Origin of the sequence: Nonomuraea sp. NPDC049684 (assembly GCF_044465345.1) — a bacterium.
Lineage (GTDB): Bacteria > Actinomycetota > Actinomycetes > Streptosporangiales > Streptosporangiaceae > Nonomuraea.
This window is the reverse complement of the sequence record NZ_JBITLO010000003.1, coordinates 91,916-116,691: the sequence shown is the minus strand read 5'-3', so window position 1 is coordinate 116,691 and position 24,776 is coordinate 91,916. Positions and strand designations below refer to the sequence as shown.

The 24,776-nt window shown below is 74.2% G+C and carries 6 protein-coding genes; all 6 read right to left on the bottom strand.

Annotated elements, in window-relative coordinates:
* Positions 1 to 9: 9 nt before the first annotated feature.
* Genes ACIBST_RS10850 through ACIBST_RS10825 form a run of 6 tightly spaced genes read right to left on the bottom strand, consistent with a single transcriptional unit; the run spans position 10 to position 24,773 of the window.
* Positions 10 to 1,263 carry a beta-ketoacyl synthase N-terminal-like domain-containing protein gene (locus ACIBST_RS10850; protein WP_397170831.1) on the bottom strand — a complete coding sequence of 418 codons (1,254 nt, stop codon included), beginning with the start codon at positions 1,261 to 1,263 and terminating at the stop codon, positions 10 to 12.
* Positions 1,260 to 1,499 (bottom strand): phosphopantetheine-binding protein, encoded by a 240-nt coding sequence (locus ACIBST_RS10845; protein ID WP_358298245.1) that lies wholly within the window; start codon positions 1,497 to 1,499, stop codon positions 1,260 to 1,262. Before ACIBST_RS10845 ends, ACIBST_RS10850 begins: the two co-directional genes overlap by 4 nt.
* On the bottom strand, positions 1,496 to 2,713 hold the full coding sequence (locus tag ACIBST_RS10840) for a hydroxymethylglutaryl-CoA synthase family protein (RefSeq protein WP_397170830.1): 1,218 nt from the start codon (positions 2,711 to 2,713) through the stop codon (positions 1,496 to 1,498). The genes ACIBST_RS10845 and ACIBST_RS10840 overlap by 4 nt, the downstream gene beginning before the upstream one ends.
* Positions 2,710 to 2,946, bottom strand: a complete 237-nt coding sequence (locus tag ACIBST_RS10835) for a phosphopantetheine-binding protein (RefSeq protein ID WP_397170829.1) — start codon at positions 2,944 to 2,946, stop codon at positions 2,710 to 2,712. The genes ACIBST_RS10840 and ACIBST_RS10835 overlap by 4 nt, the downstream gene beginning before the upstream one ends.
* Positions 2,933 to 3,856 carry an LnmK family bifunctional acyltransferase/decarboxylase gene (locus ACIBST_RS10830; protein WP_397170827.1) on the bottom strand — a complete coding sequence of 308 codons (924 nt, stop codon included), beginning with the start codon at positions 3,854 to 3,856 and terminating at the stop codon, positions 2,933 to 2,935. Before ACIBST_RS10830 ends, ACIBST_RS10835 begins: the two co-directional genes overlap by 14 nt.
* Positions 3,840 to 24,773, bottom strand: a complete 20,934-nt coding sequence (locus tag ACIBST_RS10825) for an SDR family NAD(P)-dependent oxidoreductase (RefSeq protein WP_397170826.1) — start codon at positions 24,771 to 24,773, stop codon at positions 3,840 to 3,842. Before ACIBST_RS10825 ends, ACIBST_RS10830 begins: the two co-directional genes overlap by 17 nt.
* Positions 24,774 to 24,776: the final 3 nt, after the last annotated feature.

The window sequence follows — 24,776 nt, the reverse complement described above, 5'->3', positions numbered from 1 at the left end:
GGCCTTCGGTCAACGCTCGCGTCCGAGGACGATGCAGGTGTTGAAGCCGCCGAACCCGAAGCTGTTGGACAGCGCGTAACGGATGTCGGCGGCCCGCAGCCTGCCGGGTGCGAGCCGGCAGTCGCGGTTGATCGGATGGCGCAGGTTCAGGTTGGGATGGACGAAGCCGCGGCGCATCTGCACCACGGTCGCGATCGCCTCCACCACGCCGGCCGCGCACATGCAGTGGCCGATCAGCCCCTTGGTGGAGTTGACCCACGGCCGGCCGAAGCTGTCGCCCAGCGCCCTGCGCAGCGCGGCCAGCTCGGCCACGTCGCCGCTGGGCGTCGCCGTGGCGTGGGCGTTGACGTAGTCGATGTCGCGCGGCCCGACGCCCGCGTTGGCCATGGCGTTGACCATGACCTTGGCCTCGCCCTCCTCGCGCGGGTCGGGCAGGCTGTTGGCGTCCAGCTTCAGGTCGTAGCCGCACAGCTCGGCCAGCGCCGGCGCGCCGCGCGCGGCGGCCGAGCGGGCGCTCTCCAGCACGACGCAGCCGGCGCCCTGGCCGGGCACGAACCCCTCGTGCTCCTCGTCGAACGGCCGGCACCTGGCCTGCTGCGGCTCCTCGACGCCGGCGACCGCGCCGAGCGTGGCCAGGCCGCGCTTCTCCATCGGCGACAGGTCGGTCATGGCGCCCACCACCAGGCAGACGTCCACCGCCCCCGACTCCACCAGCCGGCTGCCGTTGATGATGCCGACGTTCCCGCTGGCCGAGGCGCCGCCGACGGTGTAGCCCTCGCCCCTGATGCCGAACACCTGGCTGAGCGTGCCCACCCGGTCGGTGTCCATGAAGTGCAGCGCGAACCTGGCCGGCAGGTGGGCGGGGTTGTCCTCGTACTTGGGGTGCAGGTCGTGGGCGTAGCCGGAGCTGAGGTTGTGCCCGGCCACGACCAGGCCCATCCGCTCGGGGTCGGCCCGCGCCTCGTGCAGCCCGGCCTGCTCGTACGCCTGCATGGCGGCGACCAGGTCCATCTGCAGCGGCTTCGGCGAGCGGTTGGCCGCCCGCAGCGCGTTGCGCACGATCTCCTCGGGCAGGCGGCGGCGGGCCGCCACCGCCTCCCGGAAGCGGAAGCCCTTGACCAGGGCGGCCAGGCGCGGCCCGCCGTCGCCGGGGTCGGGCACCGGCCCGATGCCGCACCGCCCGGCCCGCAGCGCCCTGGTGAACGACGGGACGGTGGAGGCGATCGAGCAGACGATGCCCATGCCGGTGACGACGACCTTCATGAATGCCTCGCCAGCAGGTCCACCAGGGACCGGATGTCGTGCACCTCCTGGAACTCCGACACCGGCACGGTCAGCCCGAGGTCCTCCATGCTCATGGTGACCACGTCGGCCCGGTCGACGCTGTTCGCGCCCAGGTCGGTCAGGGTGCCCTCGGTCGTCACGTCGCCGGGCCGCAGGTCCGGCAGCACCCTCAGGACGTTCTGCTTGACGGTCTCGAAAATCTCCGCATTGGTCATGGTGCCAGCCATTCGTAGGTTCGGTGGTAGTCCTTCGTCCCGGTGTTCACCAGGAGATCGCGGTCGAAGCGGGCGCGGCCGAGCAGATGCTCGTAGGCGTCCACGTCGACCTGCCTGTCCCGCTCCGGCACGAGGCAGGTCAGGGTCTCGGGCAGCAGCGCCGCGTACTCGTCGAAGGCGAGCTCGCAGCGGCCGTCCAGGTGCTCGCCGATCCGCATCGCGGCCAGCGTGCTCGCCGACTCCTCGTCGATCAGGCCGCTGAAGAACTCCGACGAGCAGCCCGAGCCGTAGGAGTAGAGGCCGACCCGGGCCGGGCCGTCCAGGGTGGCGTGGTCGATCAGGCTGGCCAAGGCCAGGTAGACCGAGCCGGAGCAGAGGTTGCCCACCCGCCTGGGGTAGGCGAGCGAGGGCAGCACCCGCCGCTCGAAGTCCTCCTCGACCGACGCCGTGCCGCCGCCCGACTCGCGCATCAGCTTGCGGTGCGCGGCCTTGACCATCCCGGCGAACGGGGTGTGCATGGCCAGGTGGTCGAAGGTGGTGGCGAAGTCGGCGTCCTCGACCCTGGACCGGTAGCCGGCCAGGCAGCTCGTCAGGCAGTCGAGGTAGGCGAACAGCGAGCGGTCGGAGTCGGCGATGTCGAACGTCGGCCCCGGCCGGGCCGAGTCCATCGTCTCGTAGCTGTGGTTGCCGAACGCCCCCAGATCCAGGTCCAGGACGCGCGGCCGGTCGCTGATCAGCACGGCCGCCGCCCCGGCGCCCATGGCGGGCTCGGCGTAGGCGGCTCGCTCGTCCACCAGCGCCACGTCCGTCGCGATCACCAGCGCCTTCGCGCCGGGCGAGACGCCCGAGGCGACGTACGCGGCGGCGAGCTGGACGGCCGCCGTGGCCGCGTAGCACGCCTGCTTGACCTCCACGACCCGGCAGCTCCTCGGCAGCCCCAGGTACTCGTGCACGTAGGAGGCCACCGACTTGCTGTAGTCGAGGCCGGACTCGGTGGAGGTGATCAGGATCTCGATCCGGTCGTCGCCGGCGATCGGCCGGGCGGCGTTGACGGCGTTGGTCACCGGGTCCTCGAAGGGCAGGCCGACCGAGCGGTTGCGCATCATCAGGTTGCCCAGGCGCTCGGCGTCGAGCCCGCGCCCCTCGAACAGCTCCGGCACCGGGATCTGGGCCAGGCCGCAGTAGACGTTGAGTGCCTCGATTCCGACGTTCACCTCACACGCTCCCACAGGAAGTCGACCAGGGCGTCGATGCTGGGCACGCCGCCGAAGGAGGACAGCGGCTCGCGCACGCCGAGCCGGTCGAGCACGGCCAGGATGATCTCGACCCGGTCCACGGAGTCCGCGCCCAGGTCCTTCAGGTGCGCCCGGCCGTCGATCTCGACGCCGGGCAGGATCTCGTCGATCGTCTTGTGCACGACGCCCTCGACGTGGTCACGCGTCGTCATCGGTGTCTCCCCTCCTGAGAACTCGCAGGGTGCTGACCGCGATCGTGCGGCCCCGGTCCTCCATGACGAGGTTGACGATCTCCTCGTTCTCGTCCTGCGGCGCCGGCCAGCACTCCAGGCTCACCCGCAGCACCGAGTCGGCGTTCGCGTTGCCCAGGTAGCACAGCCGCTGGTCGAGCACGACCCGCCGGAGGAAGTCGGCGACGCCGATCCCCCGGCTGCGCCAGAAGCGCAGCAGCACCCAGTCGACGATCGCGAAGTAGGAGGCGAAGTAGAGCAGGCCCACGCCGTTGAGGTCCCTGGACGGCTCCACCGGGTAGTCGGCGGTGAAAGTGACCGGGTCGTCCGGTTTGCGGGCCAGGAACGTGCCGGTGCTCCTCGCGTGGCCGTAGACCTTCCTCGGCGAGTACGCGCCGGGCAGCGTCGGCAGGTGCTCGTGCCTGAAGTCCACCGGCGACGACTTGACCAGCCCCTCGTTGCTGCCGGGGGCGCTGCGCGAGATCCAGCGGTTGAAGGTCTCGACGTAGATGCAGCCGGGGTCGTCGAAGGCGTAGAAGCGGTCGGGGTCGAGCTCGCCCGCCCGGCCGCCGCCGCGGCCGATCCGGTGCAGGGCCAGCACCGACTCGCTGCCGAAGCCGAACAGCCGGGAGGTGACCTCCAGCTCGTCGCCGAACGTCAGCGCGTTGACGTGCAGGTCGCGGCTGCCCCTGACGTGGAAGTAGTAGAACGACAGGTACGTCGGGTCGCCGGCGGCGTTGCGCGCGTCGAAGGCGTTCGTGCCGCACAGCGCGCTGACCGTGTCCCAGGTCCAGTCGCCGACCTCGCCCATGAACAGCGAGCTGGGCCCGCACATCCCTGGCTTGACCAGCTCGGTCCTGGTCACGGTGCTGTCGTCAATTCTGTTCATCATGGAACTCGCAGATCAGCCGGTTGACGTGGTCGGGGCTGGTGAGCTGCGGGAAGTGACCCGCGTCGGGGATCTCCTCGTACCGGGAGTCGGGGATCAGGGCGTGCAGCAGGTGCGCGGTCTTGGCCGGGATGACGGTGTCGTACCGGCCCTGGACGATCAGCGTGCGCGCCCGGATCTCCGGCAGCCGGTCGCCCAGGTCCGGGCGCTCGGCGAACACGTCCAGGTAGCGCAGGCCGACCTGCGGGGCCATGCTCTCGGCGCGCAGCAGCAGCCGCATCAGGGCCTGCCGCCGCTTGCGCAGCCGCTTGGACCCGCTGCCCTCGATGACCCGGTCGAAGTCCTGGGTGGCCACCACCTCCAGCTTGTCGATGTCGCCGACCCGGTTGCCGATGCGGCAGGAGCTGCCGATCAGGATCAGCGACTCGGTGTCATCGGGGTGGTCGAGCGCGTACGCCAGGGCCACCAGCCCGCCGAACGAGGCCCCGGCCACGTGCGCCGGGCCGCCCGCCACGTCGTGGCAGAGCCGGGCCAGGCCGCCGAGCGACAGGTCGGCGGCGGCCGTGGTCGCGCCGACGCCCGGATGGTGCACGCTCGTCACGCGGTAGCGGTGGGCCAGGCCCTCGAACTGGCGGGCGTAGACGCCGGCGCCGACGTTGAACGGGTGCATGAGCAGCAGGGCCGGTCCGGAGCCGGCGCTGAACAGCTCGACGTCGCCGTCCGCGGTGGTGACGATCTCGTGCTCGACGTCGGGGTTGTGCTCGCGCAGGATCGCCAGGTTGGGATTGTCGGGGTTCCTCCGCCTGCCGGCCTCGGCTTTTCGGGCGTCGGCTTTTCGGGCGTCGGCTCTTCGGGTGTCGGTTTCTTGGGTGTCGGTTTCTTGGGTGTCGGGTTTTTGGGCGTCGGTGCTCAGGAGGGCGCCCAGGCGGGCGGCGGCGTCCTTGGCCTCCTCGACGCTCAGGCCGACCGGCACCGCCAGGCGCACCACGCCTTGGCGGCCGAAGTGCGGAGCGCCCCTGATGCCCGTCTCGCGGAAGATGCGCACGTGGTCGGCGTCCTTCAGCAGCACGCAGTGGCCGCCGGGCGGGCCCTCCAGCGCGACGCCCGCCTCCGACAGGCCCTGCCGGAGCGCCGCCACCGCCTCGGTCCGGGCGCGCACCTGCTCGGCCACCGTCTCGCGGTCCTCCAGGGCGGCCGCCATGATCCGGCGGTTGGCCAGGCCGACGTCCCTGCCCCAGGTCTCCAGCCGCTCGGCGACCCGCTCGCGCAGGGCGTCGTCGCGGGTGGCGAGCAGGCCGCCGAACGGCACCCCGAAGTCCTTGGACAGGCTGATCGTGGCGCTGTCGGCCAGTTCCAGCAGCTCTCCGACGACCTCCCACACGTCCCGGCCGTCCGCGACCGCCACCGCGTTGTCCACCACGCGGGCGCCGTCGATCACCAGCGGGACGCCGTGCCGGGCCGCGGCCTCCTTGACCGCGCGCAGACTCGCCAGTGAGGTCGGCGCGCCGCCGGCCGCGTTGTTGGACACCTCCACGCAGACGAACGACACCGGCTCGTCCCCGGCCAGCTCCGCCTCCAGCGCCTCGACGTCGATCTCGGGGCCGCCGGGCAGCTCGACCGGCTTGAAGCCGTTGTCGGCCAGGCTCAGGAACCAGGTCGGGAACAGGCCGTTGTGCAGCACCCGGCCGCGCCGGCCCGGCCACGACCGGCACAGCAGCGCCTCGGCCGCCCGGCCGGAGCCCGTCGGGACGACGAAGGGGAACGGCAGGCCGTCGATCTCCGTGTCCGGGCGGGCGGCCGAGCGTTCCGTCAGGCGCCGCAGCCGCTCGGCGATCCAGGGGGCGTCCAGCTCGGCCCAGGAGTCGGTGATCAGGTCGGTGGTGACGTGGTGGGCGGGGACCCGGGCCGGCTCGCCGCCGTACCGGGCCAGCAGATCCTCCGCGCCCGGCTTGTCCGCAGCCCGCTTGTCTTCGCCCGGCTTGTCCTCTGCCGGGTCGTCTTCCACCGGGTTTCCGGTGGTGGCGGGGCGCAGGTCCGGGTCGGCGATCATGAGGATGATCTCCGAGACCGGCGTGCGGTCCTCGCCCTCCGGCTGGCACAGGTAGATGGGCACGTTCACCGGCCGGAACTTGTTCTTGAACTGGAAGTTCCCCTCGCCGAAGATGCCCGCGGAACGCAGCTCGTCCAGCGCCTGGCGCACGTCCGGGGCGGCGTTGGCCGACTCCTCCGTCTCGACGCCGAAGCTGGCGCCGAAGCTGAACATCGTGCAGCCCTCCTCCACGAGCTGCTCGATGATCTGGACGATCGCGAACTCCAGCCCGCCGAGCGGCATGCCCTTCGGGTAGAACTCGACGTCCAGCAGGTAGCCGTTCTCCGACGGGATCTTCGTGATGACGACGGCGTTGGCCACCTCGTCGTCCAGGTAGGTGACGAAGACGCGGTGCCTGTCGTCCAGGCGGCCCTCCTCGATCTCCCGCCGGACGACCGACACGTACGGGTTGACCATCTGCTTGCGGCCGGCCCACTCGTCCACCAGCCGGGCCAGCCTGCGGTCCATCGCGGGGTCCTCGCCCGAGCGGTACTCGTCCGTCCGGCACTCGCCCGCCTTGCAGAAGCGCCGCACCATGTAGCGCAGGCGTTCCATCCGGCCGCCCTTCAGCGTGAACGAGCCCAGGTCGTCGAGCCGCTGCACGGCGCCGAACGGCGTCGCGCTGTACGGCTCCCCTGCCACCTCGCGCACCGGGAGCAGGGACAGGAAGTTGGGCCGCAGGCCGCGTCCGCGCGCGTAGGCGGTGTACTCCTCGACCAGCTCCTGGAAGTACTCCTCCGAGCCGGCGTAGCTCCAGGCCAGCAGGTTGCCGCCGTTCTCGGAGACGTGCAGGTAGCCCTCGCGCGCCGAGCCGATGAAGGCCAGCGGCGCGATGTCGCGTCCGGCCAGGCCGCCTTCCTTGGCGTGGCGGCGGTCGATGCCGGCCACCAGGTCCCGCAGGTCCGGGTGCCGGTGCAGGTCCCGCTTCAGCAGCACGGCCGGCTCGCCGTCGCGCGCCCGCGTCTCGAACGGGGCCGGTCCGTCCGGCTGCTCCGGGAGGCGTACGGACTGCGCGCCGCGCTCGTCGCGCAGGTGCGCGGCCAGGTCGGCGAGCGTGGGGTGGTCGAACAGGAGGGTCTTGCGCAGCGCGCCGACCTGCTTCTCCAGGACGCTCACCACACGCAGCATCTCGAACGAGGTCAGGCCGTTGTCGGCGAAGCTGCGGGCGTCGTCGAACGGGCGCTCGGTGATCGCGCCGACCAGCTCCGCGAGCTGGTCCTCCAGGGCGCCCGCCTTCTCCCGGGCCTTGGCCCGCGCCGGGCCGGGCGCCTGCGCCCGCGCCTGCTCGGACGTGCGGGTGCGCTTGGGGGCGGGTTCTGCGGCCTTCTGCGCGGGTTTCGAGGCCGGTCTCCGAGGCGGTTTCGAGGTCGGTTCGGTGGCGCGCGCTGGGGTGGGTTTCGGCTTACGGGCGGGTTTCGGCTCTTGGGCGGGTTTCGGTTCTTGGGTGGGGGCGGAGTCGGTGATGGCTGATTCGACGGCGCGGGCGAGCCGGTCCACCGTGTCGTACTCGTACAGCTCGGCTGCCTGGAGGTCGAGGGAGAAGGCGGTGTTGATCGCCTTGACCAGTTCCATCCGGAAGATGGAGTCGAGTCCGAGCTCCTCGAAGGGGGTGTCCACGTCCACGCCGGCGGGGTCGGCGTCCAGGATCGTGGAGAGCCGTTCGCGCAGCATCTCCTCCACCCCGGCGGGCCCGCCGGCGCTCCCGGCGGGCGCGACCGGCGTCTCCTCCAGCCGCGCGGCCTCCGCCCGCTCGGCGGGGGCGGGGGCGTCCGGCGTCCGGCCGCCCTTGGCGGCGCGCAGGCGCACCTTCCCGTCGCTGGTCCGCCGCACGACCCCGCCGTCCGAAGGCGCGGCGGACGGCACGGCCCCTGACGCGGCTGCCGGGGCGGCGGCCGAGGCGGCGGCGGGAGACGGCTCGGGCGCGGTGAACCAGTGCTCGACGCGGGCGAAGGGCGGGCCGGGCAGCGAGACCCGCACCGGGCGCGGCCCCTGCCACAATCCCTGCCAGTCCACCTCGCTACCGGAGACCCACGCCTCGGCGAGCTCCTCCGGCCCGGTGCCCCACGGCGCCGGGGCGTCCCTGCGGGCGGTGCCCCTGTGCACGCCCGCCGGTTCGCCGCTCAGCGCCCGTACGGCCTGCTCGCGATCAGTGACCACCACGGCGAGCCGTTCGGACAGGTGGCGGCGTCCGTTCTGGAGGGTCCAGGCGATGCGGTCGAGGCCGATCTCCGGATGTTCCCGGATGTATCGGGCGACGTTCCCCGCGTACTCCTCCAGGGCCTCCCGGCGAGAAGCCGACAGCACCAGGACCCGCGGCTCCCCCGCCTTCTCCGGCGGGACCTCCTGCCGGTACGCCTCCAGCACCACGTGCGCGTTCGTGCCGCCGAAGCCGAACGAGCTGACCCCGGCCACCCGGTCCGGCCCGTCCCACGGCGTGAGCCGCGTGTTGATGGTGAACGGGCTGCCCTCCAGCCGCACGTACGGGTTGGGGCGCTCGTAGTGGATCGTCGGCGGCAGCGCCCCGTGGCGCATGCAGAGCAGCACCTTGAGCAGCCCGGCGATGCCGGCCGCCGCCTCCAGGTGGCCGATGTTGGTCTTCACGGTGGCGAGCGCGACGTGCGGGACGTCCGGCGCGGGCCGCCCGCGGTCGGCGTACAACCGGGCGAACGCCTTCTTCATGCCCTCGATCTCGATCGGGTCGCCGAGCCTGGTGCCGGTGCCGTGCGCCTCGATGTAGGTGACGCGGGCGGGGTCGACGTCCGCCTTGCGGTAGGCGTCGACCAGCACGCGCGCCTGCGCCTCGGGATTGGGCGCGGTGAGCGAGCTGGCCCGGCCTCCGTGGTTGACCGCGCTGCCCCTGATCACGGCGAGGATCTGGTCGCCGTCCGCCAGCGCCGTCCGCAGCGGCTTGAGCAGGACGGCTCCGCAGCCCTCGCCCCGGCCGTAGCCGTCGGCGCGCTCGTCGAACGTCTTGCAGACGCCGTCCTCGCTGATCATGCCGGACTTGGCGAAGGCGATGTAGAGCCCCGGGCTGAGCGTCAGGTTGACGCCGCCGGCGATGGCCGCGTCGCACTCGCCGTCCTCGATGGCGCGTACCGCGTGGTGCAGGGCGACGAGCGAGCTGGAGCAGGCGGTGTCGACCGCCTCGCTGGGGCCGCGCAGGTCCAGCAGGTGGGAGACGCGGTTGGCCAGGATGCAGTCGGCCACGCCGCTGGCCGTGTGCGCCTCGACCGGCACGCCGTGCTCGCGCAGCAGGTCGTCGTAGTCGCACGCGGACACGCCCGCGAACAGGCCCGTCCTGGTGCCGGCCAGGTCGGCGGGGCGGTAACCGGCGTCCTCGACGGCCCGCCAGACGGTCTGCAGGAACAGCCGCTGCTGCGGGTCCATCATCGCCGCCTCCTTGGGCGAGATGCCGAACAGCGCGGCGTCGAAGGAGCGCACGTCGTCCAGGAAGCCGGCGCGGACGTTCGCCGTCTCGGGGTTCTCGCGCAGCTCGCGCCGGTCCTCGGGGACCGGGCGGGTCAGGTCGCGGCCTTCGGTCAGGTGGCGCCAGAAGTCGTCCAGGTCGGCGGAGCCGGGCAGCATGCCCGCCATGCCGACGATCGCGATGCCGCCCGTCGCGGGGGTGGCCGTCGCGGGGGTCACCGTCGCGGTCGCAGCCGGGGTGCCGGTCGCGGTCCCGGTCGCTGTGCCGGTCGCTGTGGTCGGTGGGTTGTCTGGGGCGGTCGGGGAGGTCCCGGCGCCGGGCCGTGGGGGCGAGGTCACGGTCTCCGGCGCCGGGCCTGGCTCGGCGTCCTCCTGCCGTCCGGCGGGGGCGGCGAGAGGTTCTGCGGCGGGGGCGGGTGGGGTGGCGGGGGCGGGCGAGCTGTGGGCGGGGGCTGGTGCGGTGTGGGCTGCGGCGATCTCGGCCCGGTGCTCGGCGAGCAGGTGGTCGCAGAAGGTGGCCAGGTCGGTGGCCTCGAAGAGCACGGTCGGCAGCAGGTCGAGCTTGTACCGCTCGTTGACCTGGTCCACCAGCTCGGCCATGGAGATCGAGTCGAACCCCATGTCCATGAGCTCGGCGTCGAGGTCCACGTGCTCCTCGCCCACCAGCAGGAAGCCGGCCGCCGCGCGGCGCAGCTCCGCCCGTACCGCCTCGATCAGATCGTCGTCGGACCCGGTCGTCTCCGTCGCGGACATGGGCTCACTCATCTCCATAACCTCGGATTCGGGGTTCGCGGGCGGCTGGGACCCTTCGGGGGCGGGCTCGGCGGGGCCTTCGACCACGGCGAAGCTCGTCTCGGCTCCGGCCAGCCCTCGGGCGAAGGCGGCGAGCCCGGCGGCGGTGCTCATCGGGACACTGCCCCAGCGGCGTGCGAACAGCCGGCGGGTGGCGTCGTCCACCTTCATGCCGCCGTCCTCCCACAGCGGCCAGCCGACGGCGAGCGTCCTGCCGTGCCCGAGGCGCTCGCGCCGCTCGGCGAAGTGGTTGAGGAAGGCGTTGGCGTAGGCGTAGTCGATCTGCCCGATGTTGCCGGTCTCGGCCGCCACCGACGAGAACAGCGCCAGGAAGTCCAGCGGCTGCCCGCGCAGGGCCTCGTCCAGCAGGACGGTGCCCAGGATCTTGGGCTCCAGCACGGCCCGCGTGTCCTCGGGACGTTTGCGCACGGCCCGCGCGTCCCGGTGGATCCCGGCGGCGTGGATGACGCCGTGGAAGGGGCCGTACCGGTCGCACAGGTCACGCAGGTCAGCGGCCGAGCACACGTCGGCGCGCACGTACACGGCGGGCAGCCCGGCGATCCGGCGCTCGATGTCGCCGCCGGGCTCGGAGCGTCCGGTCAGGACGAGCTTCGCCGCCCCGCGCCCGGCGAGGAAGCGGGCGAACGCCAGCCCGATGGCCCCGGCGCCGCCGGTGATCAGGTACGTGCCGTCCGGCCGGACGTCCAGCGCGGGAGGCGGCGGCTCGTACGGCTCCATGCCCTTCACCAGACGGGCGCCGTCGCGGCAGGCGACCTCGGAGACCCGCTGCTCGGGGGCGGTCCCGGCGGCGGGCGCCCGCAGCTCGGCCGCGACCTGCGCCGGGGTGGCGCCGGTGACGCACACGCCGCTGAACCCCGTGTGCTCCAGGGCCAGCGTCCGCAGGGCGGCGGCCAGGGCGGTGTGGTGCGGCTCGCCCGTCGTGGCGGACACCACCACCCTGAGCGGGCCCCCGTCACGCAGGACGGCGGTGGCCGTGCGCAGCAGGACGTCGAAGGCGGCGGTCCCGGGGAACGGGTCGGAAGGGGCGATCACGACGGCGTCAGGAGCCCGTCCCAGACCGCCGAACCGCCGGGCGGCCTGTTCGGGGGCATCGTCCGGTGGGGAGGCGTCGTCGGGGTGGAGCCGGGTGCCGCCTAGTTCTTCGGCCAGCCGGTCGTCGGCGGTGATCACCAGGAGGGCTTCCGGTTCCCGGGGGCCTTCGGGGAGTGCGGTGGGCGTCCAGCGGGGGCGCAGGTAGGTGCAACGCCCGTCCGCGGCCTCCCCCGCTCCCTGAGCGGACGCCGACCCGGCGGCGAGCTCGGAGCCCGCCCGAGGGGCGGCCGCGTCGGCGTGAGTCGGCTGAAGGGCGGGAGGCCGGGGCGTGCTGCCGGGCTGGTCGCCGGGCCCGCCGGTGGGGGCACCGGCGGTCTGGTCGGTGGGCTTGTGGGCGGGGTCGCCGCTGGTCTGGTTCGTGAGGCGGTCGGCGGGGTGGGACGCGGGCTGGTCGGCGGGGCGGCTGGTGGTCTGGTCGGTGGGGTGGGTGTTGGTTCGGTCGGTGGGGTGGGTGGCGGGCTGAGAGGTGGGGAGCCAGTAGGGGCGGCGGTCGAAGGGGTAGGGCGGGAGGGTCACGCGACGCGGGTGGGGGGTGGGCCAGTTGGCGGCCCAGTCCACCCGGGCGCCTGCGACCCATCCGGCCCCGAGCCCCTCCGCGCCGCCCTCCGGCGAAGCCTGGCCGACGCCAGCCTTCGGTGGAGACTGACCAGCCCCGTCCGAAGGCGGAGTCTGGCCGACGCCGTCCGAAGAGGGAGGCTGGCTGGGGCCGGGCTTCGCCGTCCCCACGAGGACGCCTTCTGCCTCGCCGGTGCCGGCGAACGAACGCAACCGGGCGGCGAGCTCGTCCAAGGTGGTTGCCCGGACGGCGAGCCGTTCGGGCAGCTCGGCGCGGCCGACCTGGGTGGTGTAGGCGAGCTCGGCGAGCCCAGCCCGCCCGCTCGCCGCGACGTCGGCGACCTGGCCCGCCATGGCGCGGAGCTGGTCGCGGGTACGCGCCGAGAGCAGGATCACCTGCTCCCCCGCGCCGTCGGGCAGCGCCGGCGCCCCGCCGGTGGGGACGTACTCCTCCAGGACGACGTGCACGTTGGCCCCGCCGGCCCCGAACGAGCTGACCCCCGCCCGGCGCGGGAACGTCTCGCCGTCCAGGAAGGGCCGCCGCCAGTCGGTCAGCCGGTCCGGCGGCCGGAAGGGGGACGCGGCGAAGTCGATCTTGGAGTTGGGCGTCTCCAGGTTCGCGCAGGGAGCCACCTGGCCGTGCTGGAACTGCAGCAGCACCTTGGTCAGCCCGGCGATGCCCGCCGCACCCTCCAGGTGCCCGATGTTGGCCTTGACGGAGCCGACCATCCGGTCCACGCGGTCCGCGTCCCCGAAGTCCTGGGAACCGAAGGCCCTGGTCAGGCTGGCGATCTCGATGGGGTCGCCGAGCGCGGTGCCGGTGCCGTGGGCCTCGACGTACGAGATGGTCCGCGGGTCCAGCCCGGCCCGCCGGACCGCCTCGGAGACCAGGGCGGCCTGGGCGCTCGGATTGGGCACGGTGTACCCCGCGGTCTTCCCCCCGGCGTTGGCGAAGGCGCCCTTGATGACGCCGTAGATCCGGTCGCCGTCGCGTTCGGCGTCGGCCAGGGGCTTGAGCAGCACCGCCCCGACGCCCTCCCCCGGCACGAACCCGTCCGCCGCCTCGTCGAACACCTTGCAGGCGCCGTCGGCGGAGAGCATGTTCAGCGAGCAGAGCGCCACGAAGTGGGCGGGGTGCAGGATCAGGTTCACGCCGCCCGCGATGGCCTGCGCGCACTCGCCGCGCCGCAGGCTCTCGCAGGCGAGCTGGACCGCGGTCAGCGACGACGAGCAGGCCGAGTCGACGGCGAGGCTCGGCCCGCGCAGGTCGAAGAAGTACGACACCCGGTTGGCGATCGACCAGTACGCCGAGTGCGCCCCCGCGAACCTGCCCTCCGGCCAGCCCTCGGCCGCCGCCATGCGCCCGTAGGAGCCGTACATGGTGCCGACGAAGACGCCGGTGCTCGGCTGCCTGGTGTGCTCGCTCAGGTAGCCGGCGTCTTCGAGCAGGGTCCAGGCGGTCTCCAGGAACAGGCGTTCCTGCGGGTCGGTGATCTCGGCGTCGCGCGGCAGGATGCCGAAGAACGGCGCGTCGAACTGCTCCACGCCCTCGATGAAGCCGCCCCACTTGCTGTAGGTGCGCTGCCTGCGTCCGCGTTTGGGGTCGTACAGGGCGTCCAGGTCGAAGCGGTCCGCCTCGGTGATGCAGTTCGCGCCGTTCGCCAGGTTGCTCCAGAAGGCGTCCAGGTCGGGGGAGGCCGGGTAGCGTCCGGTCACCGCGACCACGGCGATGTCGAGGGCCTGCGCGGCGGGCTCGCGGCGCGGCGCGGGCCGCGCCGGCTGCTCCGGCGAGGGTTCCTGGCCCAGGGCCGCGCGCAGGCGCTCGCCGTGCTCGTTCTCCAGGTACGCGGCCAGCTCCTCGATCGTCAGGTTCTCGAACAGCAGGGTGGACGGCAGCGGCCCGAGATCCTGCTCGAACCGGTGGATGACGTTCTGGCTCACCAGCGAGTCGATGCCGAACGTCTCGAACGTGGCGCGCTCGTCCAGGTCGGTCGTCCCGTACTTGAGCACCTCGGCGAACACCCGCTTGACGTAGCCGCGGGCGCCGGTGCCGGTGGCTGTGGCGGGGGCCGTCTCGCCCACCAGGACGCACTGATCGAGCTCGGCGACGGGCGTGCCGGGGATGCCCAGGGTGCGGGCGGGGGTGAGACCGGCGGCCCGGAACGCCCGCTGCCATTGCGGCGCGCCGAGCAGCGGGCTGTGCGGCAGGCGCAGCTCCTCGTCGGTGAAGCGCCACCAGCCCGGGGTCAGCCCGAACGTGAGGGTCAGGAAGTCGGCCGCCCTGGTCACCTCGTTGACCAGCAGCCGGCCGCCGGGACGCAGCAGCGCGGCGGCGTTGCGCAGCGTCCGGCCGACGTCGGCGGTGGCGTGCAGGACGTTCGTGGCCAGCACGACGTCGTAGGACCCGGGTTCGAAGCCCTGCTCGGCCGGGTCGCGTTCCACGTCGAAGAGGGCGAGGACGAGGTCCGGGCGGCGCGCGCCGAACTCCCGCTCGCCGTGGCGCAGGAACCCGGGCGAGACGTCGGTGTAGGTGTACTCGACGTCCTGACCTTCGAGGGCGTCCAGCACGAAGCCGGTGCTCGCGCCCGTACCGGCGCCGATCTCCAGGACGCGGCGGGGGCCGCCGCGGGCGACCTCCCCGGCCAGCAGCCGGTTGAAGTGGTCCGAGACCGCCTGCCCCTTGTAGACCTGCTCGACCAGGCTCATCGAGCCGCCGGGGAACAGCACCTCCATGGGGTCGCGCTCGCCCGCCAGCACGCCGGGCAGCGCCTCGACGCAGGCGGTCAGCAGCTTGACGTGCGGCTCCAGGTCGGGGAAGCGGGCCAGCACGTCCGCCGGCGACGTCTGCGGCGCGGGCCCGTCCAGCAGGTCGAGCACGGCGGCGTGCAGCCGTCCGCGGTCCGCGCGCACGTCCTCGACGGCCCTGACCCGGTCGGCCGACCGGTGCAGCAGCCCGCGGGCCAGGTCGTCCAGCGCGGCGAACGCCGTCCGCGCCCGTTCCAGCTCCCCGTGCTCGGTGGCGGCGTCCGGGGTGCGGACGCCGATGTGGGCCAGGCCCTTCGGCTCCGCCTTGACGACGAGCGCTTGCCGCGCCCCCGAGCCCAGGACGGACGCCAGCGCCGCCATGCCCTCCTCCGGCTCGATCGAGCCGATGCCCAGCTCGGCGAACCGGCTGTCGTAGCCGCCGCCGGAGACCGCGCCGACGCTGCCCCAGTAGCCCCAGTTGATCACGCTGACGGGCCGGTCGGGCAGGCTCAGCGCGTAGGCGTCCTCGAACGTGCTGGCGGCCGCGTAGTTCGCCTGGCCGCCCACCTCGACGAACGAGGCCGCCGAGGAGAAGTAGGCCAGGAAGTCCAGCGGCAGGCCCGCCAGCGCCTCGGCGAAGACGGCGGCGCCGGCCACCTTGGGCGCGAGCACCTGGGCGAACGCGTCGTCGTCCATGTTGGCGAGCGTCATGTCGCGCAGCACCAGGGCGGCGTGGAAGGCGCCGTGGAGCTCGCCGAACCGCTGCCGCGCCGCCTCGACGGCCCTGCCGAACGCGGCCCGGTCGGCCACGTCGGCCCGCAGGTACACGGCCTGGCCGCCGAGCGACTCGATCTCGGCCAGTTGCTCCCGGATCTCGGGGCTGATCTCGCGCCGCCCGACCAGGGCCAGCCGCGCCCCCGCGGTGGCGGCCAGATGCCTGCTCAGGGTGCGTCCGAGGCCGCCGGTCCCGCCCACGATCAGGTAGGCCCCGCCGTCCCGGTACGGGCTGCGGCCGGCGGTCAGGGGCAGGGGTTCCATGGTGCGGAGGTGGCGGTGGCCGTCGCGGAGGGCGACCAGCTCGTCGGCGCAGCTCTCGGCGCGTACCAGGCGGGCGAGGTCGGCGGTGGGCTGCGGCGCGGCGCCGACGTCGATGACGGCGACGGTCCAGTGCGGGTGCTCGGCGGCCACCGCCCTGGTCAGGCCGATCACGCCGGCCGCGTGCGGGACGATCTCCTCGTCCCCCGTCACCCGCACGGCTCCGGCGACGATCACCTTCACCGTGGGGCTCCAGCCGCCGCGCCCCTGCTCGGAAAGCTGCTTGACCAGGCGGAACACGTCGTGGGTGGTTCGGTCGTCGGCGGGCGGGACGTTCCGGTCGGGCAGGGCGAGGACGTACACGGTGTCGTAGTCGTACCGTCCGTCCGGCGGGGCGGGGGCGGTGAGTGGCGCCAGGCGGCCGTCCTCGTGGATGTCCAGGAGGGCGCGGGCCAGCGGCTCGGCGGCGGGGGTGTGCAGCACGAGCGCCCGCCCGCCACCCGCGCCTGGCCCGGCGGTGGATTCGGTGGCGGGCTGGGTTCGGCGCCAGACGGGGGCGAAGGTCATGCCGTCCGCCGGGCGGGCCGGGCGGCGGGTGCGCAGGACGAGCCCGCGGAACTCGGCCCTGACCTGCCCTGTGGCGTCGGCGAGGCGGACCGTGTACCCGTCCCGGCCCTCGTCGGTCACGTGGGCGTGGGCGGGGCCGGTGATCGGGCCGTCCAGCTCGGCCGACTCCACGCTGAACGGCATCGCGGGCTCACCGTCCTCGGGACGCAGCGCCGCGACGGTCTGGAGCGCGCCGTCCAGCAGCGCCTCCCAGCCCGCGCCGTCGCGCAGGACGCCCAGCGCCTCGCCGTCGCCGACGCGGACCTCGCGCAGCACCCGGAACCCGGTTCCGTAGTGCAGCCCGGCGCGGTCGAAGGAGCGGTAGAGGTCGTCGGCCGGACGGCTGTCCGCGCAACGGGCCTCGACCTCGGCGACGTCCAGCCGCCCGAGTGGGCCGTGGCCGGTCCGCAGGGTGCCGCGGGCGTGCCCGTCCAGCTCGAAGCCGCCGTCGTCGCGCACGAGCACGTCCAGGGGGCGGGCCTCGCGCACCTCGAACGGGCGCAGCCACCGTACCCGCTCGAAGCGCACCGGACCGGACCGGCCGCCGCGCTCGGCGGCGATCGTCAGGAGGGCCACGCCGGGCAGCACGGGCGTGCCGCCGATCCGGTGGTCGGCGACCAACCGGTCGTCGGGGCGGATCCACGTCCCGGGGGTGGGGCCGGTCGGGTGGTCGGCGGGGCGGATCGACGTCCTAGGGGCGGGGCCGGCCGGGTGGTCGGCGGGGCGGATCGACGTCCTAGGGGCGGGGCCGGCCGGGTGGTCGGCGGGGCGGGTCCGTGGCCCGGGGGTGGGGCCGGTGGGGTGGTCGTCGTCGCCGCCTATCCAGTGGCGGCGATCGTCGGCGAACGGGTAGCCCGGCAGTGGCACCCGCCGCCCGCCCGCCGTCAGGTCGTCCCAGGGGAGGTCGTCGCCGCCGGTGTACCGCTCGGCGAGGCGTGCCGCCTCGCCGCGTGCCGGGCGGGCGCCGTCGCGCAGCTGTGCGCGCAGGTCGGCGAGGTCCCCGGCCACGTACGCGCACCGGGCCCCGGCCAGGTGCGGCCTGCCGACGGCGAGCGTGCGGGCGACGTCGCGCACGTCCAGCTCGGGGTGGGCGTCGAGGTGACCGGCCAGGCCGGTGCGCAGCCGGGCCAGTGCCTGCTCGTCCGACGCCGACAGGGGCACGACGACGTCCTCGCGCCCGCCGGCCCGCAGTTGGCGGGAGGGCGGCTCACCGGCCCGCAGTTGGCGGGAGGGCGGCTCGGCGGGCCGCGGTTCGCGGGAGGGCGGCTCGGCGACGACGACGTGGCAGTTCGTCCCGCTGAAGCCGAAGCTGCTCACCGCCGCGACCCGCTCGCCGGAGCGGCCGGGCGTCCAGGGCGACAGCTCCGTGACCACCTCGAGCGCGCCGTCCGCGAAGTCGATCTTCGGGTTGGCCCGGACGAACCCCGGCGACGGCGGCAACTGCCGGTGCCGCAACGCCAGCAGCGTCTTGAGCAGCCCGCCGATTCCGGCCGCCATGGTGGTGTGGCCGACGTTCGCCTTGAGCGAGCCGATGCGGCACGGGCGCTCGCGGTCCGCGCCGAACACCTTCGCCAGCGCCTTGACCTCGATCGGGTCGCCCAGCTCTGTCCCGGTGCCGTGCGTCTCGACGTAGTCCACCGCGCCGGGACGGATCCCGGCCCGCCGGTGCACCTCGGCCAGCAGTTCCGCCTGGGAGGACGCGCTGGGCGCGGTGATGCCGTTGCTCGCGCCGTCGCCGTTGACGCCGCTGGCCCGGATGACGCCGTGGACGTGGTCGCCGTCCGCCAGCGCCCGGTCCAGCCGCTTCAGCACGACCACGCCGACGCCCTCGCCCAGCACGATGCCGTCGGCCGACTCGTCGAAGGGCGCGCAGGTGCCGGTCGGCGAGAGCATCCCGGCCTTGCTGCACCAGATGTGCATCCGCGGGGTGTTCATCACCGCCACCCCACCCGCGACCGCCGCCTCGCACTCGCCGCGCCGGATGCTCTCGCAGGCCAGGTGCACGGCCACCAGCGAGGACGAGCACGCGGTGTCCACGGCCATGGTCGGCCCGCCGAAGTCCAGCAGGTACGCGATCCGCGCGGGCAGCACCGAGGAGGCGTTGCCGAGGAAGGCGTGCCCGGTGTCGTCGCGTCCGGCCGCCGCGAGCAGGCCGGCGTAGTCGCCCGCGCCGCAGCCGACGAAGCAGCCCCACGGCCTGCGGCCGGACCTGGCGGCGTAGCCGGCGTCCTCCAGGGCGTGCCACGCCTCCTGGAGGAACAGCCGCTGCTGCGGGTCCATCGTCTCGGCCTCAAGGGGCGAGATGTTGAAGAAGGCCGCGTCGAAGGCGTCGACGTCGGTGAGCATGGCGGCCCACTTGCTGTACGTCCGGCCCGGCGCCATGCGGTCGGCGTCGTACACCCGCGACACGTCGAACCGCTCGGGGGGCACCTCGCGGATGCTGCACCGGCCGTCCGCCAGGTTCCGCCAGAACGTCCGGAGGTCGGGCGCGTCCGGGAACCGCCCGGCCATGCCGATGACGGCGATGTCCCCCTCCCGGGCGGGCGTCTCCTCCGGGGCCGACGGCTCCTCACGGGTGGAGGGCTCCTCACGGGTGGAGGGCTCCTCACGGGTGGAGGGCTCCTCACGGGTGGAGGGCTCGGCTGAGGGTCGCACCGTCTCCAGGGTGACCGTGCCGGTGCGCGCGGGCGGCTGGGCGGCCGTGGTGTCCGGCTCCGCGCGGTCGCCGTCCAGCGAGGGCAGCCGGACCTGGCCCGCCTCCGGTTCGCCCGGTTCGGGGGTCTCGTCACGCTCGGCGGGAGTGGGTTGCCGCGGTACGAAAGGCCGCTCCTCCGGGACCTGCTGCTCGGGGGCGGGACGCGGCGGGGGCACGGTCACCCCGTCGGCGGCCACGGCCTCCCGCACGGCCTCCACCAGCGCGGGGACGGTCGGATGGTCGTAGACGGCGACGGAGTCCAGGTCGAGCCCGAAACTCCGGTTCAGGTCCCGGACGATCTCCACGGCGCCGATCGAGTCCAGCCCCATCTCGCTGAAGCTCAGCGAGTCGTCCACCTCGTGGGGCTGGAGGTAGAGGTGGCTCATGAGCGTGCCCTCGATGACCCGCCGCACCTCCTCCGCCTCAGGGCCGTCCGCGACGTCCCCTGCTGCGGAGGTTCTTGCCTCGGGGGACCCCTTCTCGACGGAGTCTGCGTCGGTGGACCGCTTCTGGGCGGCGCCCGCCTTCGGGGCTTCGGCCTTCGGGGCGCCCGCCTTCGGGGCTTCGGCCTTCGGGGTGTCGGCTCTGAAGGTGTCCACCTTGGCGAAGTAGTCGTCGACGCGGGCCAGCGACTCCTCCCCCAGCACGCGCTCGTGCATCCCCGCCTCTCCCGCGATGACGCCGGTCAGCCGGTCGAGCACCCGTCCGGCCAGCTCGGACTTGAGCGCCCGCAGGGCGGGCAGCGGCAGCGCGGCGATCGAGCGGGCGTGCCTGAGCGCCGCCTTCAGCACGGCGTCCTGCGGCAGGACGGTCACCCCGGCCCCCCGCCGGGCCAGCTCCTCACCCGTGACGGACCGGCCGGTGTAGAGCATCTCGTGCGCCGCCGACCGGCCGAGCCGCTCCTCCAGGATGTACGTCGCGCCCATCCCGGGCGTGAAGCCGAACTTCATGAAGTTGGCGCTGTAGACGCCCTCGGCCGCCATGATGACGAGGTCGGCGAACAGCCCGAAGGCCAGCCCGCCGCCCGACGCGTGCCCCTGGACGGCGGCGATGACCGGCCGGTCGCACCGCAGCAGCCCCTCGTACAGGAAGGGCACGTCGGTGAAGCGTCCCTCGCCGCCCGCGAGGGTGCGCAGGGCCTCCGGGGTGGCGCCCATGCTGAAGACGTTGCCGCTGCCGGTGAGCACGACCGCCTTGACGTCCTCGCGCCCGGCGATCTCGGCGAACGCGGCCTGGAGGTCGTCGATCAGCTCCCTGGTGAACATGGACGCCCCGGACCCCATCACCACCAGCGCCACCCCTTCGGGCAGCACCTCGAACCGCAGCCCTTCCCCGTCCGGCACGAGCTCCACGACCTGCTCCTCCGGCGTCTCCACGGCGGGCGGCCCGACGGGCGACTCGGCAGGCGACTCGACGGGGGGCTGGGCAGGCGGCTCGGCGGCCGTGGTGGCGCGTTGCCAGCGGCCGAGCCAGCAGCTCTCCTCCTGGAACGGGTAGACCGGCAGCGACACCAGCCGCCCGCCGTCGTGGCACTCGCGCCACGGCACCTCGGCTCCTCCGGCCCAGGCGGCCGCCACCTCTTCCAGCCGTCCGTCCCGGAACAGCCGGACGCACTCCGCCGCCGACGGCGTCCCCTCCTCGCCGCCGGAGCCGGTGGTGCCCCCGGAGCCGGTGAAGACGCCGGGGCCCGGGTTCGCGCCGGCCGCGTACGCCTCCAGCCCGTCCCGCAGCTCGGCCACGTCGTTCACGACGAGCGCCAGCCGCTCGGCCATGCCGGTCCGTCCGACCTGCGAGGTGTAGGCGAGGTCGGCCAGAGACGTGCCGGGCCCGGCCAGGTCGGCGACGGTGTCGTCCAGCGACAGGCCCGGTCCGAGCTGGATCAGCGCGGCCGGGTCCAGGCCGAGGTCGCCCAGCGAGTCGGCGGGGTCGAGCTGGTCGGCGGGGATGCCGAGCAGCGCGGCTACCCGTTCGACGCCGCCCCGGGAGCCCCCCGGAGAGCCTGCCGAGGAGCCTGCCGGGGAGCCGTCCGCCGTGGCGGCGGTCTCGGCCAGGAAGCGGGTCCAGGCGCGGGCGTAGTCGCGCAGCGCCTCGGGCGTACGGGCGGAGAGCACGACCAGGCAGGGCCCGTCCGCGCCCGGCCCGGGAGCGGGCTCGGGCGCCTCCTCGACCAGGACGTGCGCGTTCGTGCCGCCCGCGCCGAACGCGCTGACCCCGGCCCGCCGGGGTGTGCCGTCCGCGCTGGTCCAGGGTTCGAGCGCGCGCTGCACGTGGAAGGGCGTGGCGGCGAAGTCGATCTTCGGGTTGAGCTCGTCGGCGTGCAGGGACGGCACCAGTTGCCCGTGCTGGAGCTGGAGCAGCACCTTGGTCAGCCCGGCGATCCCGGCCGCGCCCTCCAGGTGGCCGATGTTGGACTTGACCGAGCCGATCGCGCAGTCGGCGTCCGCCGGCAGGGCCTGGCGCATGCCCTCGACCTCGATCGGGTCGCCGAGCGAGGTGCCGGTGCCGTGCGCCTCGATGTAGCCGATGCTCGCCGGGTCCCAGCCGGACCTGCGGATCGCCGTGCCGATGAGCTGGGCCTGCGAGCGCGGGCTGGGGACCGTCGCGCCGCTGGTCCGGCCGGTGTGGTTGACGGCGGTGGCGGCGATGACGCCGTAGACGTGGTCGCCGTCCGCCCTGGCCTGCGAGAGCGGCCTGAGCAGCACGGCCCCGACGCCCTCGCCGGGCACGTACCCGCTGCCGCCGGCGCCGAAGGCGCGGCACCGTCCGTCCTCCGACAGCCAGTGTCCCTGGGCGAGTTGCAGGTACTTCTGCGGGTGGACGGTCGCGTTCACGCCGCCGGCCAGGGCGAGGTCGCACTCGCCGCGCCGCAGGCTCTCGACGGCCAGGTGGACGGCGGTCAGCGAGGAGGAGCAGGCGGTGTCCAGCGCGATGCTCGGGCCGTGCAGGTCGAGGGTGTAGGAGACGCGGTTGGCGATGGAGGCGTGCATGGCCGTGGGGGCGACGCCGCCCTCCCCGCCCTCGACGAGCTGGTAGTGGTTCCACATGACGCCCGCGAACACGCCGACGTTCTGCGCCGACAGCGACTCCGGCGGGTGGCCGGCGTCCTCCAGCGCGTGCCAGCAGGTCTGGAGGAACAGCCGTTCCTGCGGGTCCATGCGTTCGGCGTCGCGGCGGGAGATGCCGAAGAAAGCGGGGTCGAAGCGGTCGACGCCGTCGAGGAAGCCGCCCCACTTGCCGTACGTCCTGCCGCGGGCGCCCTTCTCGGGGTCGTAGATCTCGTCGTGGTTCCAGCGGCCGTCCGGGATCTCCTCGATGCAGTCGCGTCCCTCGGCCAGGTTGCGCCAGAAGGCACGCAGGTCGGGGGCCTGCGGGTAACGTCCGGCCAGCCCGACGACCGCGATGGGCTCGTCGCCGCGCACCCCGCCGGGCTCGCCGCCACCCGCCGGCCGCGCCTGCGCGCGGGGCGTGGCGGGCGCGGGCCGCGAGGCCGGGCGGGGCGACGGTTGCGGCGGGGCGGGCGGCAGCAGCGCCGGGATGCGGTCCGCGTCGCCGTGCAGCACCGTCAGGACGTCCTCGGTCCCGCTCAGGGCGCGGTCGAACACGTCGAGGGCGGCCTCGGTGGGCAGCGGGACCATCCCGGTGGCCGTGCGGGCGCGCTCGATCGTCTCCGGCCCGACCCGCATCCCGCCCTCGGCCCAGTACGGCCACGCGACCGCCAGGGTCCGGCCCGGCCGGTCCCGCCGCGCCGCCCGCCGCCGGGCGAACTCCTCCAGGTACGCGTTCGCGAAGGCGTAGTCGGCCTGCCCCGGGTTGGCCAGCGACGCCGACACCGACGAGAACACTACGAAGCAGTCCAGATCGTCGTCCTTGGTGGCGGCGTCCAGGTGGCGCACGCTCAGGGCCTTGGCCGCCACCACGGCCTCGATGTCGGCGGCCCGCTTGCCCGGGTAGAGCCCGTCCCGGTTGACGCCCGCGCAGTGGACGACGCCGTCGATGCGTCCGTGGCGCGCCCGGACCGTGGCGAGGGCGCGCTCGACCTGGTCGAGGTCGGTCAGGTCGGCGGAGATCTCCGCGTTCCTGCTGACGGGCACGGCGGTGGCCTGGTGGCGGCGTTCCAGGTGCTCGGCGAGGAGGCGGCCGATGCCGCCCGTCCCGCCGGCGATCACGTACACGCCGCCCTTCCTGATCGCGACGCGCCCGCCAAGCTCGCCGGGCTCGCCCGGTCTGGACGGTTCGCCAGGCTTGGACGGTTCGCCCGGCTCGGCCGGGAGCCAGCGGCGCACCAGGCGTTCGCCGCGCTCGTAGCGGATCTCGGGCTCGGCGGAGGCGTCCCGCAGCACGTCGGCGGAGGCCGGGACGTCGGCGGAGGCGGTGGAAGGGGCAGGGGCAGTGGCAGTGGCGGCGGCGGGGTCCAGGCGGATGGTGCGGCAGCGGATCAGCGGGGTCTCGGCGGTGATCGTCCTGGCCAGCGCGCCGACGGCCTCGTGGGCGGGGTCGTCGCCGGTGTGGGCGTAGGTGAGGGTGACCGGTCGCTCCGGCTTCGCGGCGAGGACGGCCTTCGCCGTCTCCCAGACGGCCAGGCACGGGTCGGCCGGCTCCCCCGGCGTGGCCCGGAGCACCAGGTGCCGGGAGCCGTCGTACCGGGCGCCGGGGGTGATCTCGCGGTACTCGCCGGGGTCGTCGCCGTCCTCGGGGAGCGGCACCCACACGTCGCGGAAGCAGCGCGTCTCGCCCGGCTCGGGCTCCGGCTCCCCAGGGGTGAGGTCGTAGGCGGAGGACAGGTGGGCGGCGAGGCTGTCGATGTCGCCGTACTCGAACAGCAGGGTCGGGTAGAGCCGCCGCCCGACGATCTTCTCCAGCCGTTCGCTGATGTCCACGAGCGTGACCGAGTCCAGGCCGAGGTCGTAGAAGCCGGTCCCGGTGGGCACCTCGCCGGGCTGGCGGCCGAGCGGCCCGGCGACGAGTTCGCGCAGGCGGCCCACCAGGTCGCCGGAGCCGTTGTGGCCGGTGGCGGACGGCTGCTCCGGGCGTGCCGGGTCGTCGAGCAGCCGCTCGATCAGCCGCGGCGACCTGATGCGCTTGCACGACAGCCCGCCGAACCCGGCGACGAAGCGCCCCCGCTCGTCGTAGAGGCCGAAGTCGTTGGTGATCACGTCGCCGGACGGCGCGATGCTCTCCGGGCGCGGCGCGTACACGTGGAAGGCCGCGCCGAGCCGCCGGGGCGCGCGGAACTCTGCGATGTAGACCGGGATGAACGGCTCCCGCCCCGACGCCTGGGTCTGGCCGAGCCCGGCCAGGGTGGCCGCGTCCAGGCGGGCGGGGTGCAGGTGGAAGCCCTCGTGGCCGGGGGCGGGCGAGTCCTGCCGCAGCTCGGCGAGCAGGTAGCCGTCGCCGTGGTGCAGCCGTCCCGCGCATTTCATCGGGGCGCCGTGACTGATGTCCTCGGCCCTGGCGCGGGCGTACAGGTCCTCCATGTCGCCGTGCCGCCGGGCGCCGCGGCGGAGGGCGTCCAGGTCGATCGGGCCGGGTTCGGGGCCGTTCGGCGTGCCCACCTTGCCGGTGAAGTTCCGCCGCCAGCCGGACAGCGGCGTCCCGTCCCTGCTCCAGCGGCTCTCCGCCCGCACGTCGGAGCCGTCGACGGTGACGCGGATCTCCCGGTCGGCCTCCGGCTTGGTGACGATCGCCTCGGTGAACAGCACCTCGCGCAGGACGATCTCCCCGGGGTCGCGCCCGGTCGCCATCAGCGTGCGGAACACCAGATCGAGGAACGTCACCCCGGGCATGACGGACACGTCGTGCACCCGGTGGTTCCGCATGATGAAGTCGGTGTGCTTCAGCGTGGTGTGACACTCGATCGCGGGCATGGA